16 protein-coding genes are annotated in these 16328 nt (G+C 59.0%); 8 read left to right on the top strand and 8 right to left on the bottom strand.

What is annotated here, in order from left to right:
- The first annotated feature begins 22 nt into the window (after window positions 1–22).
- Window positions 23–598, top strand: a complete 576-nt coding sequence (locus LA304_RS09400) for a retropepsin-like aspartic protease family protein (RefSeq protein ID WP_224502886.1) — start codon at window positions 23–25, stop codon at window positions 596–598.
- Window positions 599–605: 7 nt separating this feature from the next.
- Here LA304_RS09400 and LA304_RS09395 read toward each other — a convergent pair whose 3' ends face one another.
- Both LA304_RS09395 and LA304_RS09390 read right to left on the bottom strand, forming a co-directional pair.
- A complete protein-coding gene (locus tag LA304_RS09395; RefSeq protein WP_224502885.1) occupies window positions 606–1070 on the bottom strand; it encodes a DNA polymerase III subunit chi in 465 nt (154 codons plus the stop codon).
- 2 nt (window positions 1071–1072) lie between these two features.
- The gene (locus LA304_RS09390) at window positions 1073–2545 is read right to left on the bottom strand and encodes a leucyl aminopeptidase (RefSeq protein WP_224502884.1); all 1473 of its coding nucleotides are present in this window, start codon (window positions 2543–2545) and stop codon (window positions 1073–1075) included.
- Window positions 2546–2741: 196 nt separating this feature from the next.
- Between LA304_RS09390 and LA304_RS09385 the strand changes: the two genes are divergently transcribed.
- The 7 genes from LA304_RS09385 (at window position 2742) to LA304_RS09355 (ending at window position 10798) form a co-directional block, all read left to right on the top strand.
- The gene (locus LA304_RS09385; RefSeq protein WP_224502883.1) at window positions 2742–3866 is read left to right on the top strand and encodes an LptF/LptG family permease; all 1125 of its coding nucleotides are present in this window, start codon (window positions 2742–2744) and stop codon (window positions 3864–3866) included.
- Complete coding sequence (lptG, locus tag LA304_RS09380) at window positions 3856–4953, top strand: LPS export ABC transporter permease LptG (protein ID WP_224502882.1); 1098 nt, start codon at window positions 3856–3858, stop codon at window positions 4951–4953. The genes LA304_RS09385 and lptG overlap by 11 nt, the downstream gene beginning before the upstream one ends.
- A 4-nt stretch (window positions 4954–4957) precedes the next feature.
- Window positions 4958–7129, top strand: a complete 2172-nt coding sequence (locus LA304_RS09375; RefSeq protein ID WP_224502881.1) for an LPS-assembly protein LptD — start codon at window positions 4958–4960, stop codon at window positions 7127–7129.
- A 151-nt stretch (window positions 7130–7280) separates the two neighbouring features.
- Entirely contained in the window at window positions 7281–8522 is a 1242-nt protein-coding gene (locus LA304_RS09370; protein WP_224502880.1) for a peptidylprolyl isomerase, read from the top strand.
- Window positions 8523–8526: 4 nt separating this feature from the next.
- Window positions 8527–9531 carry a 4-hydroxythreonine-4-phosphate dehydrogenase PdxA gene (gene pdxA, locus LA304_RS09365; protein ID WP_224502879.1) on the top strand — a complete coding sequence of 335 codons (1005 nt, stop codon included), beginning with the start codon at window positions 8527–8529 and terminating at the stop codon, window positions 9529–9531.
- Window positions 9531–10373, top strand: coding sequence for a 16S rRNA (adenine(1518)-N(6)/adenine(1519)-N(6))-dimethyltransferase RsmA (rsmA, locus tag LA304_RS09360; protein WP_224502878.1), 843 nt, complete (start codon window positions 9531–9533; stop codon window positions 10371–10373). Before pdxA ends, rsmA begins: the two co-directional genes overlap by 1 nt.
- A 2-nt stretch (window positions 10374–10375) precedes the next feature.
- Window positions 10376–10798, top strand: a complete 423-nt coding sequence (locus LA304_RS09355) for a VOC family protein (RefSeq protein ID WP_224502877.1) — start codon at window positions 10376–10378, stop codon at window positions 10796–10798.
- A gap of 126 nt (window positions 10799–10924) precedes the next feature.
- Here the strand turns inward: LA304_RS09355 and LA304_RS09350 are convergent, their stop codons facing one another.
- The 6 genes from LA304_RS09350 to LA304_RS09325 form a co-directional block, all read right to left on the bottom strand.
- A complete protein-coding gene (locus tag LA304_RS09350) occupies window positions 10925–11599 on the bottom strand; it encodes a DUF4167 domain-containing protein (RefSeq protein WP_224502876.1) in 675 nt (224 codons plus the stop codon).
- Window positions 11600–11929: 330 nt separating this feature from the next.
- On the bottom strand, window positions 11930–12784 hold the full coding sequence (prmC, locus tag LA304_RS09345) for a peptide chain release factor N(5)-glutamine methyltransferase (protein WP_224502875.1): 855 nt from the start codon (window positions 12782–12784) through the stop codon (window positions 11930–11932).
- Entirely contained in the window at window positions 12781–13830 is a 1050-nt protein-coding gene (gene prfA, locus LA304_RS09340; RefSeq protein ID WP_224502874.1) for a peptide chain release factor 1, read from the bottom strand. Before prfA ends, prmC begins: the two co-directional genes overlap by 4 nt.
- A 45-nt stretch (window positions 13831–13875) precedes the next feature.
- Complete coding sequence (locus LA304_RS09335) at window positions 13876–14304, bottom strand: DUF1499 domain-containing protein (protein WP_224502873.1); 429 nt, start codon at window positions 14302–14304, stop codon at window positions 13876–13878.
- The gene (gene speB, locus LA304_RS09330; protein ID WP_224503088.1) at window positions 14301–15263 is read right to left on the bottom strand and encodes an agmatinase; all 963 of its coding nucleotides are present in this window, start codon (window positions 15261–15263) and stop codon (window positions 14301–14303) included. The genes LA304_RS09335 and speB overlap by 4 nt, the downstream gene beginning before the upstream one ends.
- A gap of 267 nt (window positions 15264–15530) precedes the next feature.
- Entirely contained in the window at window positions 15531–16124 is a 594-nt protein-coding gene (locus LA304_RS09325) for an outer membrane protein (protein WP_224502872.1), read from the bottom strand.
- Between the last annotated feature and the right edge of the window lie 204 nt (window positions 16125–16328).

Below are 16328 nucleotides of genomic sequence, written 5' to 3'. Positions count from 1 at the left end.
TTCGGCATCCTATCTTTAATCCATGAGTTCAATGGATACAGCCCGCATTCTCTATCTGTCCCTGCTCCTCGGAGCGGTGGGGTTCTATTACATCGTCGCCAATCGCCGGAACATGGGTCAGATGCTGCGCCATGCCGCACTCTGGGCACTGATCTTTATTGGCGGGTTGGCAGCGGTCGGCTTGTGGCAAGATGTCCGCCCCCGCCTCGCCCCGACGCAGATCGCGGGAAACGGCGTGCTCACCGTTGAACGAGATTTCTCCGGCCATTTCTCGGTGATTGCACAGGTCAACGGCACCCCGATCGAATTCCTCGTCGACACGGGCGCGTCGAACGTCGTGCTTTCCACAGAGGACGCAGAACGCGCGGGGATCAATGTAGACGAACTTGCCTTTACGGGCCGCGCCCAGACCGCAAACGGCACCGTGCGCACCGCACCCGTTCGGATCGACACGCTCTCCCTCTCCGGCATTCAGGACGAACGCGTGAAGGCCTATGTCACGGACGGCGACATGTTCGGCTCGCTCCTCGGTATGGATTACCTGCGCCGCTACGAGTCGATTGAGATTAAACAGGATAGGTTGATCTTGACGCGGTAAGCCGCGCTCAGGCGTCTGGCTTTTTGCTCTCCGCCTTCTTCTCCCACCGCCCGCTTTCTTCGGACCAATACTGCGCCTCCGCGCCTGCACCGGTGAGCGCCTTCCACTGGCTTCGCGCGTGTTGCAGCGCCTCATGGTCGTGGCCATCAAACAGGATACAGGTGCGATCAAGCGCGGCGATCTCTTCGGCGGACACATCCGCGCCGCCGACACTCATCACACAGGACGCGGCATTCCCGCCCTGCGCGGACGTGAGCAACACACGCTGCGCCCCGTCATGAGGCCCGCCCGCCATGCCATGCGGCAGAAACCCCTCCCGCATCCAGAGCGCCTGGTCGAGGTGTTGGAGCATCGCATCCGAGCGCCCGCGCACCTCGACCCGCCATCCGGCCGCGAGAGATTTCTCGACGAGCACGCCGAGCGTCACGTCGAGAGGGTTTCTCGTCAGATGGTAGAAATAAACCGCGCCCAAGATCAGGCCTCTTTGCTCATCTCGTCGATCATCCGGTTGAGCGCAAGAACACCCCACCCAGTCGCGCCTTTCGGCGAGTAGGTGCCCGGCGTTTTCAATAGAGCCGTGCCCGCGATGTCGAGGTGGATCCACGGGGTCTCATCTTTGACAAATCGCTGCAGGAACTGAGCCGCAGTAATCGCGCCACCCCAACGCGGACCGACGTTCTGCATGTCGGCTACGTCTGATTTCAGCATATCGTCATAACCCTGACCGAGCGGCAGACGCCATGCGCCTTCGCCCTCGGCCTCGGCCGCTTTGAGGAAGGTATTGCAGAACGCATCGTCGTTCGAAAAGACGCCACTGTTTTCATGGCCGAGCGCCACGATACAGGCGCCTGTGAGGGTCGCGAGATCGACCATTGCGGTCGGCGTGAAACGCTCCTGCGCATACCAGAGCACATCGGCGAGAACGAGACGGCCCTCAGCATCGGTGTTGATGATTTCGACGGAGTCACCCTTCATCGACTTCACAACATCGCCCGGGCGTGTCGCATTGCCGTCGGGCATGTTTTCCACGAGACCGACAAGGCCCACAACGTTTGCAGACGCATTACGCAGAGCGAGGGATTTCATCACGCCGGAGACAGTGCCCGCGCCGCCCATATCCATGGTCATATCTTCCATGCCAGCCGCCGGTTTGATGGAGATGCCGCCGGTGTCGAACACAACGCCCTTCCCCACGAGCGCGATCGGCGCGTCTTTCGTCGCATCCGCGCCTTTCAGCCATTTCATCACAACAACTTTCGACGGGCTGGTGGATCCCTGCCCGACGGCGAGAAGCGTACGCATTCCGAGCTCTTCGAGCTTGTTTTCCTCAAGCACTTCCACCTCGACGCCGAGTGCCTCAAGGTCTTTCAGGCGGTTCGCGAATTCAGTCGTTGTGAGCACATTCGACGGCTCGGACACGAGATCACGGGTGAAGAAAACGCCTTCTGCGAGGGCGAGCACGTTAGAGAGATCGACGGCCTCCGGCTTGGACACAGCAATCGCGACCTCGGGCAAGTCTTTCGCGTCCGCAGTCTTATGTGCCGTAAAGGAATAGTGACGCAGAGCCATGCCGAGCGCGAGTTCTTCAACGCGTTTCAGGCTCCCTGGCAGGACAAGCGCGCCCGCTTCACCGAGAGCCGCACCAATCGCAACACCCGCTTTGCGCGCCACTGCAACCGAAGCTTGATTGGAGAGTTTCACCACCTGCACAGCTTCAGCGGCCATGCCTGCGGGATAGGCCATGTCCTTTGCGTCTGCTTCCTTCAGCCGTTCGAACCCCTCGCTTTCCACGAACCGCGCGAGTGCGCCTTTGGTCAGACGGTTGATCCGGCGCGCGCCCGGGTTCAACTTGCCATCGGGGCTGATGCAAACAACGACACGGCCTTCGTGCGTTGCGATTGCATCAAGGTCGAGGTCAGTGACGGAAAGTTTGGCGAGCTCGGTCATGGAAAATCCTTTTCGGGAACTGTTTGAACAATAGGTAGCGAGCGAAGTCCCGCCTTTCCAGAGGCTTTCCCGCACAGCACCTCTATCTCGCGCGGACAAAGGGAGAATTGAGCCTTTCTCACAGACGCGCAGGCAGATATGGTTCGCGACGAAACCGTGTGGCAAGGGCAAGGCGTTGGGTAGATTCGACAAATACATGTTTCAGCAACTGCTGATGCTGTTCGGATTCTTCTCGCTGGTCCTCGCTCTGGTCTTTTGGGTGAACCGCGCTGTCGGATTGCTCGACTGGCTGATGGGCGACGGGCAATCTGCGGGCACGTTCCTGCATCTCACGCTTCTGTCGCTGCCAACGATCCTCAACACGCTTCTCCCGATCGCCGCCTTTGCGGCCACAGTCTATGTCACGAACCGCCTCTCCTCGGAGTCAGAACTGGTTGTGGTGCAGGCCGCAGGATATTCCCCCTACCGTCTTGCGCGCCCCGTCATCGTGTTTGGCCTGTTCGTCGCGCTGTTGGTTGGGATTCTGTCCCATATCCTCGTTCCGATGGCGCAGCGCGAACTCGAACTCCGGCGCAATGAGATTGCGCAGGATGTGACGGCCCGCCTCCTCACCGAAGGCACCTTCGTGCACCCGATTGAAGGCGTGACATTCTACGTCCGCACCGTCACCGCAGCCGGTGAACTAGAGAATATCTATTTCTCGAACACGCGCTCCGAAGGCGCGCGACAAAGTTTCATGGCCCGCGAGGCGCTCATCGTGAAGGATGAGGATGGCCCGAAGCTCCTCATGTTCGACGGGATGTCCCAAATCTATCAGATCGAGAGCAACAGGTTGTCGGTCACGCGGTTTGATAGCTTCGTTTATAGCCTAAGCGACCTCATCAACGAGGATTCAGTCCCCGACCCGAGTGTGCGCTCTTCGACTTCCTTCGAGCTCCTGCGCGCATCGCCCGCACAGATGCAGACGCTGCAAACCAATTCCGGCGCCATCGTCGCAGAAGTGAACGAGCGGATGAACCGAGCCCTTCAGGGGATCGCGATAAGCCTCGTCGGATTTGCTGCGCTTCTGGTCGGAGGCTTTTCCCGCTTCGGGCTTTGGAAACAAATCCTCTTGGCAGTTGTGCTGCTCGTGATCGTCAAATCGCTCGACAACACAGTGGATACGATCATCAACAAAGCGCCAGACCAGTGGCCCCTACGCTACGCCCCGACGGTGCTGGCGATTGCAATGGCCTGGGGACTTTTGTGGAAGACGGCTCATCCGCGCCTGAAAGGCATGCGTGACGCTGCGGATCAGAAGGAGAGACAGGATGCGGCTTGATCTCTACTTTGGCGGTCGGTTTCTACGCGCGCTGTTCATCGTGATGGCTGGGTTCGGTGGGCTTACGCTCCTCATCGAGAGCGTCGAACAAATCAAACGTCTCGACGGCACGGATGCGGGTGGAAGCGGCGTTCTCCAGATGTCACTTCTGCGCGTGCCTGGGACGCTTTACGATCTCATGCCCATCATCGTGATGATTTCAACGCTCGTGATGTTTCTCAACCTCGCACGATCTTCGGAACTCGTGGTCGCCCGTGCGGCGGGCCGGTCCGCGATGCGCGCTTTGGTCCCGCCAATTGCAGTTGCCTTCCTCTTTGGCCTGTTGTCTGTCGCCGTTTTGAACCCGTTCGTCGCGGCGACCAAGCGGAGTTACGAGCACCGCCTCACGGTTCTGCAGCAGGGTGAGCGCCAAGCTTTCTCCGTTTCAGCCGAAGGGCTGTGGCTGCGCGAGGGCACAGATCGTGGACAAATGGTGATCCGCGCGTCGCGATCCAATTTCGACGGCTCGGAATTGGAAGACGTGACGATGCTCGGCTTTACGACAGACGGCACCCCGACCTATCGCATCGAAGCCGCGCGTGCGAGGATCGAGTCCGCTCAATGGGTTCTGACCGATGCAAAACGCTGGCAACTGATCGGAGCGCAAAATCCGGAGGCCGCAGCGACATTCCATGAAAGACTGACGGTCCCAACCAGCCTGACGCACGATGAAATCCGTGACCGATTTGGCGATCCGGAAGCCATCGGCATCTGGGATCTCGTCAGCTATATCGAAAAGCTCGAATACTCGGGCTTTTCCGCGCAGTCCTATCGCATGTGGCTTCAGAGCGAACTCGCTTTACCGCTCACTTTTGTTGCAATGGTTCTGATCGCCGCAGGCTTTACAATGCGTCACACGCGTCTTGGGCGCACATCGGTGCTAGTGCTGACAGCCGTGATCCTCGCGTTCGGGTTCTATTTCTTGCGATCCTTTGCAATCGTCATGGGGCAAAACGCGCTCTTGCCAATCCAACTCGCGGCTTGGGCTCCACCGCTCGCCGTCATCTTCGGCGCTCTTGCCCTTCTTCTTCATTTGGAGGATGGATAGGAGAATGAAGCCGCTGCATCTTCTCACGACACGCCCGAAAGCGCACAGGACGATCCGTCCCTTCAGGACGCTGGTTTTCGGTGCAGTTATCTGTGCCGCGCTCGGAACCGCACCGTCATTGGCGCAGGAAACGGAGACGGCAACGGCACTCCTCGCCGACAGTGTGACATTCGACGGCACACAGCTCATCGCGTCAGGCTCTGTCGAAGTCTTCTATGGGGAGACCCGTCTCAAGGCTACGCGGATTGTCTATGATCGTACGACGGGCGCATTGATCATCGAAGGCCCGCTGGAACTCGCGTCCGCATCAGGAAACACAGTGATCCTCGCCTCGTCGGCGGAAATTGACGACGAATTTCGAAACGGACTCCTCACCTCTGCGCGGCTCGTCATCGATCGCCAAATGCAGCTCGCAGCAGCGCGGCTCGATCTCGTCGAAGGACGCTACCTGCGGCTCGAAAAAACCGTGAGTTCGACCTGCGAAGTCTGCGCGGACAACCCCGTGCCGCTTTGGGAAATTCGCGCCTCTGAAGTTATTCATGACAGCGTCGAGCGTCAGATATACTTCACAAATGCGCATCTCCGGGTGGCTGGGGTCCCGGTTCTGTGGCTTCCGAAACTTCGGGTCCCCGACCCGACGCTGGACCGTGCGACAGGATTTCTGATCCCGTCAATCAGATCGGATTCAAACCTCGGCATCGGCATTGAGATTCCGTATTTCATTACGCTTGGCGACGACAAAGACCTCACCGTCACTCCGTATATCGCATCGAAAACAACAACCCTTGGCTTGCGGTATCGACAGGCCTTTACCAACGGGCAGATCGCGCTCACGGGGGCCGTCAGTCGGGACGACACCTACGACAGCACCCGCGCCTACATTTTTGCCGAGGGCCAATGGGACGTCGGGCAGGATTTCGATTTGGGGATCAACCTTCGGGCAACCTCCAATATTGCCTATTTGGCCGACTACGGAATTTTCGAGGAAGACTACCTGCCCTCTTCCATCACATTGACGCGGTTCAAAGAGGACGAAGCATTCGACGCGGAACTCATCTATCTGCGCAACCTGCGCGATACGAACGCGACCATCACTGACATACAGCCGTCGTTCGTGGGTGATTTCAGGTACGAACACCTCTACTCACCAGAACGCCTGCCTGGTCGACTGACCTTCGGACTGACCGCCTCGACGTCCTACCGTCAGTCAGACGCGGATGCGGACGGGTATGATGTCCTTCGTCTCGGAGCCGAAAGCCGCTGGGACGCCAACACGATTTTTGGTCCCGGTCTCCGCCTTGATGGAAGCGCCGCCATCTACGCCGACTCCTATGTCATCGATCAATATGCGGCTTACGACTCCTCTGTGCTGAGACTGACCGGTGAGGCGGAAACACGGCTGGGCTGGCCGTTGAAACGCCAAACGGCCTCCGGAGCTTCCCAACTTCTGGAACCGATTGTGCAGGTCGGTTGGTCCCGCACGACCGGAGGCGACATCCCGAACGACGACTCGAACTTCGTCGAATTCGATGAGGGTAATCTGCTAAGCCTTTCAAAGTTCCCTGGTGCGGACCGACGCGAGACCGGGCTGACGAGCGCGGCAGGGCTTCGGTTCTCTCACTACGGGGAGCGCGCCCAATACGCGTTCACGCTCGGACGGGTGATGTACCTCGAAGAAACCGGCAGCTACAGCAACGCATCCGGGCTTTCGGAAACACAGTCGGATTGGCTGCTGGCCGCCGGCGTCGAATTCGGTTCAGGGCTCTCACTCAATTCTCGTGCACTGCTCACCAACGACGCAGAGGCTACAAAGTGGGAAACACGCTTGAGCCTGATCCGTCCCCGCTACGAAATTGGCACGACCTATAACTATGTCGTCGCCGACGCCCTCGAAGACCGCACATCGTCTCTCAACGAGCTAGGCTTCGATGGCACATTCAAACTCACAGACGACTGGAGCGCGGAGACGGAGTATCTTTTTGATCTCACCTCTGACGAAGCAACGCGCGCCGGTTTGACCCTGACGTATCAGAACGAATGCGCACGCGTGAGCCTCGGTATTGAGCGACGTTTTTGGGACACAAGCACACTTGACCCCACAACGCGGTTTTCTTTCTCGGTCGGATTTGGCTCTTATGGAAGCTCGACCGCATCGAAAAATAGCTGCGCGATTTAGAAATGTCCGTCCGAGGGGCCGCAATCCATGAACCCCATGCGCTTTACCCTGGCACGCAAATCCCCGCCACGCCTCAGTAATCCGCTTGGCGATGGTCCAGAAACGGCTTAGAAAGACCCTGATCGCACCTTGCGAGACAAAAGGAGTGGGTATGACTGTGAAACTTTTTCAGCGTCTTCGGACTTTGACCGCCGCGGTTGTCGCTCCGATTTCTCTCGCTTTCACGATTGGCGCCCCTGCTGTCGCGCAGAACCTTTTTGCGCCCGTCGCCTATGTGAATGACAGTGTCGTTACGACCTACGAACTCGAACAAAGGATGCGGTTGCTCACGATTTTGGGCGGCGCTCCGGACCGCGAGAACACCCTCGACGAACTCATAAACGACCGTCTTAAGGCAGCTGCCGCAGAGCGCGTCGGGCTTGAGATGACTGATGAGCAAATTGCGAGCGGCATCGCGGAATTCGCCGCCCGCGGTGATCTCCAGCCGGAACAATTTCTGACCCTTATGTCCCAGAACGGGGTCTCGGCAGAAACCGTCAGAGACTTTGTAGGGATCGGTGTGATCTGGCGCGAATATGCCCGCGCGCGATTTGCCGTTAAGGCGCAAATCAACGAGGACGAGATCGACCGCGCACTGCAAAACAACGGGCCTTCCGGCGGTCTGCTCGTCTCCATGTCCGAAATTTTTCTACCGGCGCGAACTCCGGAAGAGACGGCACAATCAGAAGCGCTCGCGCGTCAGATTTCTGCAAATGCAACGATCGCAAGCTTCGCCGCTGCCGCGCGCGATTATTCCGTTGCCCCCTCGCGCGACCGTTCGGGCCGCATGGAGTGGGCCGCAATCGGGGATCTTCCTCCGCCGCTGCGGAGCGCCGTTCTCGGGCTCAAACCGGGTGAAGTGACGCAAACCTTTAACACCGGCAACGCTATCGGCATTTTCCAGCTTCGCGGACTCGCGGAAACAGATACGCGCACGCCGCCTGCCGATGCGATCGAATATGCGACCTATGCAATCGAAGGTGGTCGGACAACAGAGGCCCTCACCCGCGCCGCAGAGATCAAGGCAAATGTCGACACCTGTGACGATCTCTACGGCGTCGCGAAAGGGCAACCCGAAAGCGTTCTCAGCATCGACACCGTGCCTGCCGGAGAGATACCGACAGATATCGCCGTCGAACTGAGCAAACTCGACGCTGGCGAAGTTTCCACCGCTCTGACGCGCAATGACGACCAGACGCTTGTCTTCCTCATGCTGTGCGGCCGGTCCTATGCCGCGCAAGCGGATACCGACCGCGAGACGATCCGCACGCAACTACAGTCCCAGCGGATCGGCGCGCTTGCCGATAGCTTTGTGGCGCAGCTGCGTGCCGACGCAAACATTGTGATCCCATAAACTCATGACACAGACCTCTACCCCGATTGCTCTCACATGTGGTGAACCCGCCGGCGTCGGCCCTGAGCTCGCTGTCCGTGCGGCAAAGCTCGTGGCCGGTGAAATCCCGTTCTTTTGGATTGGTGATCCTCGGCATTTGCCTTCGGACGCGCTATTCGAAGAAATCTCTTCCCCTGCGGAAGCAACAAAGATAGCACCGGGCGCCCTACCCGTCCTGCGCCATGATTTCGCGGCCGATGTAAAACCGGGTGAGCCGAACCTCGCGAACGCGCAGGGTGTGATTGACGTCATCAAACGCGCTGTTGATCTCGTTCAGAGCGGTGAGGCGAGTGCTCTGACCACCGCGCCGATTCATAAAAAAGTACTAAAAGACGGCGCAGGTTTTCCTTTCCCTGGCCATACCGAATACCTCGCGCACCTCGGCGGCGTGGATCGTGTCATCATGATGCTCGCCTGCACGAAACTGCGCGTTGTGCCGGTCACAATTCACATCCCGATCAAGGATGTGCCCGCTGCCTTCACGCCTGAACTGCTCGAAGAAACAATTCGGATCACCGCTGAAGGCCTCGCAAAATACTGGGGTATGAGGGCACCGCGCATCGCCATCGCAGGCCTGAACCCTCATGCGGGCGAAGGTGGCACGATGGGGACCGAGGAACTCGAGTGGATGATCCCTCTGATTGAACGCCTGACCAAAGAAGGCTTTGATCTGAAGGGGCCGATGTCGCCCGACACCATGTTCCACAACCGCGCCCGTGCGGGCTACGACGTAGCAATGTGCGCCTACCACGATCAGGCCCTCATCCCGATCAAGACCATTGATTTCTCCGGCGGCGTGAACGTATCGCTTGGCCTTCCTTTTATCCGGACGTCGCCGGACCATGGCACCGCGTTCGATATCGCAGGCAAAAAGGTAGCAGATCCGACGAGCCTCATTACAGCGCTCCGGATCGCACAAGAAATGGCAATGGGCGTGACAAACAAATTCACGCAGGAGGCTTTGGACTGATGGCGGCGGTCGACGGCCTGCCGCCACTCCGCGAGGTTATTGAGGCGCACGGCCTCGTCGCCAAAAAGTCTCTCGGCCAGAACTTTCTCCTCGATCTCAATCTGACATCAAAAATCGCGCGTCAGGCGGGCGATCTGTCAAAATGCGATGTCTTGGAGGTTGGCCCGGGCCCCGGCGGTTTGACCCGTGGTCTTTTGGCTGAAGGTGCGCGCAAGGTTCTTGCGGTTGAAAAAGACAGCCGCGCGATGGGGCCGCTCTCAGAGATCTCGGCCGCCTATCCCGGCCGCCTCGAAGTTATCAACGCAGACGCGCTCGAAATTGACCCGTTGGAGCGCCTCACCCCGCCTGTGCGTGTCGTCGCGAACCTGCCCTATAACGTGGGCACGGAGCTATTGGTTCGTTGGCTCACCCCACCAACATGGCCGCCCTACTGGAGTTCACTCACCCTGATGTTCCAGAAGGAGGTCGCCGAACGCATTGTCGCCCAGCCTGGGAGCAAGAAGTTCGGTCGTCTCGCGATCCTGAGCCAATGGCGCACGACGCCCCGCATCGTCATGGAACTGCCACCGGAGGCCTTTAGCCCGCCGCCGAAAATCCATTCTGCTGTTGTGCATCTAGAAGCCCTGCCCGCACCGCGGTTTGAGGCGGATGCCAAGACGCTCGAACGGATCGTAGCGGCCGGTTTCAATCAGCGTCGCAAGATGCTCCGCGCCTCTCTAAAAGGCGTCGCTCCTGATATCGAGGACCGTCTCACCGCTGCGGGTATCAAACCGACAGATCGCGCAGAACAGGTCGAGATCGAGGCATGGTGCGCCCTCGCCCGTGAAATCGCGAAAGGCTGAGAATGTTTTCTCACGTGACACTTGGCGCGGATGATCTGGACGTTGCCGAACGCTTTTTTGACGCTGTTCTGCTGCCTCTCGGTCTCCATCGACGCCAAGTCGAACCGGACGGAGGTCCGGAGGCGCGCTGTTGGGTCCGGCCCGAGGCACCATACCCGCGCTTCTACGTCTATAAACCGTTTGACGGAAAACGCGCCTGCGGCGGAAATGGCGCCATGCTCGCCTTCGTTGCCCCGTCGCGAGCCGCAGTCGATGCAGCATATGCAGCCGGCCTGAAAACAGGTGGCACATGTGAAGGCGCGCCCGGCCTGCGCCCGCATTACGCTCCGGAGTATTACGGCGCCTATCTTCGCGATCCCTTTGGAAACAAAGTCCATGTCGTACATCGGGCCGAGTTGATCGAATCATTTGAAATCGGACAATAACCCACAGAGTTAGTGCCCGCCCTCAACGGCACACCAATGACCTCAAACAGCCTCTCACCTGAACGTCAGACATAAAAAAGCCCCGCGAAATGCAGGGCTTTCAAAACGTCTGAGTTCGAGCAGTTATTACTCTGCAACGGCCTCTGCACCGTCATTGGCGGATTCGCCGTCGGCTGCCGATGCGTCGTCTGCGTCCGCAGCTTTTGCCTTCGGCTTGCGGCGCGTCGGTTTCTTTTCGACGGGCGCGTCAGCCTCTACTGCCGGGCTCTCGCCGCCTTCTGAATTTTCAGAGGTTTCCGCGTCTCGCTGCGCTTTGGTTTTACGCGGCTTGCGCGGGGCGCGCGGCTTTTTCGCGGGCGCTTGATCTTCCGGTGTTTCTACGAGACCGCTGTCTTCCTTGGCCTCAACAAACACGAGATCCGGCTGATCCCCTTCACCTGCCGCAGCATTGGATTGCTGCTCTTCCCGCTTGCGCTGGCGCTCTGCACGCTCTGCTTCCTGACGCTCGCGGCGTTCCTGCTGCTCGCGCTCCTGCTGCTCACGCTGGGCCTCTTGCTCTTTCTGAGCCTGACCAAGAAGACGCAGATAATGTTCGGCGTGCTGTTGGAAGTTTTCGGCCGCAACGCGGTCGTTGGACAGCTGGGCATCGCGCGCAAGCTGATTATATTTCTCAATAATTTGCTGCGGCGTGCCGCGCACCTTTCCCTCTGGACCGGAGCTGTCAAAGACACGGTTCACGATATTTCCAACGGAACGGTTGCGGTTGTTTTTAGACCGCGAACGGTTTTTAGAAGATCTCATACGATGTTCTTTCGAGCCTATATCTCGGTTCTCTCGATCCAGTGTTCGAGCGTTTTCTTAGAGCCCTTGCCAGATTCTTGGACCGGCTTTTTGACTTAGCTTGTGTCGCCCTCGCGCTCCCTCTTCGAGGGTGCACCAAACATCAATGCTGTTCAGGGTAACCGCGTCCGGGAGGCAACATCCGCGTGACGCTTATTCCAGTAATCATGTCACGCAGAGGTTTACAAGTGGTTTTTGCAACAGGGGTTCGCGAAACTGCGTATCTTTAAATAAATCCGGTAAAACGTGGCGATATCGCGCCAGAGAGGTGGCAAATTCGCGCAAAAACGCCTATTTCCCGTCGTTTCTCGGATGCGCATTCGGCACCTGCGCGCGTACCACACGGTCACGCCCATCAAGGTCCGAAATGACACGCACCCCTTTCAATCCCTGCTCAAGGAACAGATCGGCGACAGCGGCCCCTTGGGTCGGGCCGATCTCCACAATGAGGCGTCCACGCGGTGCGAGAAAATGCCGCGCCTTCTCCGCGATCGCACGATAGGCCGTCAACCCATCCGCCTCATCGGTGAGCGCCATGCGCGGCTCATACCCGAGTTCCGGCGTGAGATCAGGCATTTCAGAGAGAGCGATATAGGGCGGGTTTGAGACGATCAGGTCAAACTCTCCTTCGATCGCGTTCCACCAGTCTGACGGCACGAAGCGCGCCCGCGGCCCTACCCCGAGCGCATCCGCGTTCTCCCGAGCAACGGCGAGCGCTGCTTCGGAAATATCGGTGCCCATACCCTTCGCGAGTGCTTGCTCTGCGAGGAGCGTCACAAGAATGGCGCCAGATCCCGTTCCGAGGTCGAGCACTGATCTAAAGGGACGTTCTAAAGCCTCTGAGATGAGTATCTCGGTCTCAGGCCTTGGGTCGAGCACGTCGCCGGTCACTTTGAAACGCCGTCCGTAGAACTCGCGAAAGCCCAAAATATGCGAAACCGGTTCCCGCGTAGCGCGGCGGGCAATTGCGTCGTTGAAGGCCCCAACGTTCTCGACCGAGATCGGATCAGGCATCACGAGCGTCAATCGCCCCGGCTCTATCCCAAAAACATGCGCCATGAGCAGGCGGGCATCTCGTGGAGCGCCGTCAATCCCGGCCTCCGCCAGAACCTTGGTCCCCGCAATCAACGCCGCCTGAACCGTCATCCTTCCATCTCCGCGAGCAGGCTCGACTGATAATCGGAGATAAGAGCGTCGATCACCTCGTCCAGATCGCCGTTCATGATCTGGTCGAGCTTGTAGAGCGTCAGGTTGATCCGGTGATCCGTCATACGCCCCTGCGGGAAATTGTAGGTGCGGATGCGTTCAGAGCGGTCGCCAGAGCCCACCTGCAACTTCCGCTCGGAGGAGCGTTCGTCATGGAGTTTCTGGCGTTCCGCATCATAGAGCCGCGCCTTGAGCACGTTCATCGCGATCTCGCGGTTCCGGTGCTGCGATTTCTCCGACGACGTCACCACGATGCCCGTCGGGATATGGGTGATACGCACCGCAGAGTCCGTCGTATTCACGTGCTGACCACCCGCGCCAGAACTGCGCATGGTGTCGATTCGGATGTCGTTTGCGTTGATCTCAATATCGACGTCCTGCGCCTCTGGAAGGACCGCGACGGTGGCGGCGGAGGTATGAATACGGCCACCCGACTCCGTTTCCGGCACCCGCTGCACGCGGTGCACGCCGCTTTCGAACTTCATGCGGGCGAAAACGCCATCGCCTTTGATGTTCGCCACAACCTCTTTGATGCCTCCGAGTTCTGTCTCGGCGAGTTCGATAATCTCGAACCCCCAGCCCTTGGCCTCGGCAAACTTTTGATACATCCGGAGCAAATCGCCCGCGAACAGGGACGCTTCGTCCCCGCCCGTCCCGGGACGGATTTCGACGATCGCCGACCCCGTATCCGCCGCGTCCTTTGGCAAGAGCGCAATCTGGAGCGCCTCTTCCGCTGCGGGCAGCTTGGCCTTCAGTTCCGGCAGCTCCTCCTCGGCAAGTGCTTTCATCTCCGGATCGGCCATCATGGCTTCTGCCTCGGAAATGTCCTCGACGAGGGTCTGATAGGCCCGAATTTGTTCTACGACGGGTTTCAACTCGGCATATTCGCGCCCGAGCGCGACAATGTCGCCCGTGCCCTGAGCCATGGAGGCTTCAAGGAATTCGAAACGCTGGAGAATCTGATGAAGGCGGTCTTGAGGTATCATGGGCTGATCTGTTGCCCGTGAACTGACGAAGGGTCAAGCCTTGCGTTACAGTCCGGCTGCTGCAATCCATGCATCAGCGCGGCCCGCATTGACGCCGAAATCGGATTGACCGAACCGCGCGCGCGCCAAAATCACCACCTCTGCGCCGTCCTCCGTTGCCCTCGCACCGATGGTCGTGAAATCGGGGAAGCCCCAAAATGCAGTGCGCGTCCGGTAGGTCAAACGCCCATCCTCCACGCCTCCCACGACATGGCGCGTGCGGGGCTCAGTCTCCGCAATCGCGGCCAAACGCGTCAGGACTTCGTCAGGTTCAAGCGGCACACTCAACACGCGTTTCACGCCGTTCGTTCCCGGCTCGGCCGCTGCAAACGGGTCAACGTGCCACCGTGTCGGAACTGTCGGCGCGAGGCGCACGAAAAGCTGAAGAAGCGCGACCGCAGCGATCAGAAGGAAGAGAATTATTTTCAACGTCATGCTGCCCGCCGCGTCCATCCGTAGAGGCACATGAGTTCCATCGCGACATGTGCGCCCGCCACGGCTGTTGCGCCCGTGGTGTCATAGGGGGGAGAGACTTCGACCACATCGCCACCTGTGAGATGAACACCGGCGAGATCACGCAGAATAGCGCTCGCTTGCCAGCTCGCCAACCCGCCCCAGACGGGCGTTCCGGTCCCTGGCGCGAAGGCAGGATCGAGGCAATCAATGTCGAAGGTCAGATAACAGGCACGGTCCCCGACGATGCGTTTGACCTCAGAGGCGACCCACGCTGCGCCGCGTTCATGCACGGTGCGGGCATCGATGATGTTCACGCCCATCGTGTCAGGGTTGTCGGTCCGAATGCCGATCTGAACCGACGTTTTCGGGTCGATGAGGCCGAGCTTCACGGCCTTGTAAAACATGGTCCCGTGGTCAATCCTCTCAAGATCATCGTCGGCCCAAGTGTCCGAATGAGCGTCAAAATGGATGAGGCTCAGAGGGCCAAATTTCTCCGCATGAGCACGCAGAATCGGGAACGAAATATAGTGGTCGCCCCCTAGGGTGATGGTCCCTGCCCCAGCGTCCAGAATGGTCGCGATATGATCTGTGAGCGCCTTCGGGAACTCCGACGTCTTCGCGTAGTCGAACGGCAGATCGCCGTAATCGACGACGGTCATTTCGTCGAGCGGAGAGTAATCCCACCCATAGGGCGCATCGAAAGGTTGAAGCGCCGAGGCCTCGCGAATGGCGCGCGGCCCGAGGCGCGTGCCCGGGCGGTTTGTGACAGCCTGATCGAACGGAACCCCCGTGATGGCCAGATCAACACCCGTCAGATCCTTTGTGTATCGACGCCGGAACGCAGAGAGAGCGCCGCCAAAGGCATTCTCAAAGGCCAAGCCGCGGCCTGAGCCCGTAAATGCCAGATCCACCTGTGTTTTTGCATCTTCGAGCGCCATCTCAACTGCCTTTTCGATGAGGAATTTCCGCACTCCGCGGCGCGGGTCTTACCGGCATAGTAGCGTTGCAATCGCGAATGACAATCGGGCCGCTGCGGAATGTGTCGATGAAACCGATCAAAGAAAACTCCCCCCACCGGGGCACCAGTGAGGGGAGAACGGGATGGAAGCTCCATCCCACGGGGACCTGTGAAACAAACCGGAAGGGTCAGAAGCGGTCCCCGCGACTCATGACCGGTTCGTCAGACCCGAAATCGGGTCAACTGATCAGAAGCGGAAGCTCACGCGCGCGCCGAGCGTCGTAGCAGACAAGTCGGACCCGCTGTTGTCGAACTCGCTGAAGTCGTTCTGGAGCAGCTCTGCACCGACATTCACGTTGTCAGTCACTGCGTAGTCCATACCGATACCGTAGACGACGCCAGTGTCAGAGTAAGAGGTGCCACCGATGTCGGCGTTACCATAGGCTGCACCGACCACACCGTAGACAAGGGTCTGACCGAGGTCGTAACCTGCGCGAAGTTTGAGGCGGGTCAGGTCGTCGAGCGTGTCACCACCAGCGGTTTCCATGTCGGAACCGAGGTATTCAAGCTCGCCACCCAGCACGAAGTCACCAAAATCATAGTCGTAACCGCCGAACACACCATAGGTCATGTCGTCGCCACCATCCATGACGTCGTCACCCCAGCCGTAGCCGAGCGTGCCACCAACATATGCGCCGGTCCAATCAGCGCCGACAGGTGCCACTGCAACCGGCGTGGTGATAACAGGTTCCGGCATTGGCTCGGACATACCACCAGCGAGCACGGGGGTCGCTACTGCCAAAGCGCCAAGTGCAAGAACGGAAGTTGCAATACGTTTCATCTTTTTTCTCCTTAGTCTGCCTCGTTTCGAGGTGATGCCTTTCATCGACATCTCAACGCAGAAGATGGGCGAAACGTTTCAAATTAACAGGGGTGCAGCAGTCACGCCCGCGTGAGCCTTTTGTGAGGCCCAGAAAATCGGTCAAAAGGCGCCGAGCCCCAAAGGAAAACAGGCAGAAATTAGCCTAAAACAAAGAATTCCAGC

Source organism: Celeribacter litoreus, assembly GCF_020165855.1.
Classification (GTDB): domain Bacteria; phylum Pseudomonadota; class Alphaproteobacteria; order Rhodobacterales; family Rhodobacteraceae; genus Celeribacter; species Celeribacter litoreus.
The sequence above is the reverse complement of the archived record's forward strand: the minus strand, read 5'-3'. Positions and strand labels throughout refer to the sequence as shown.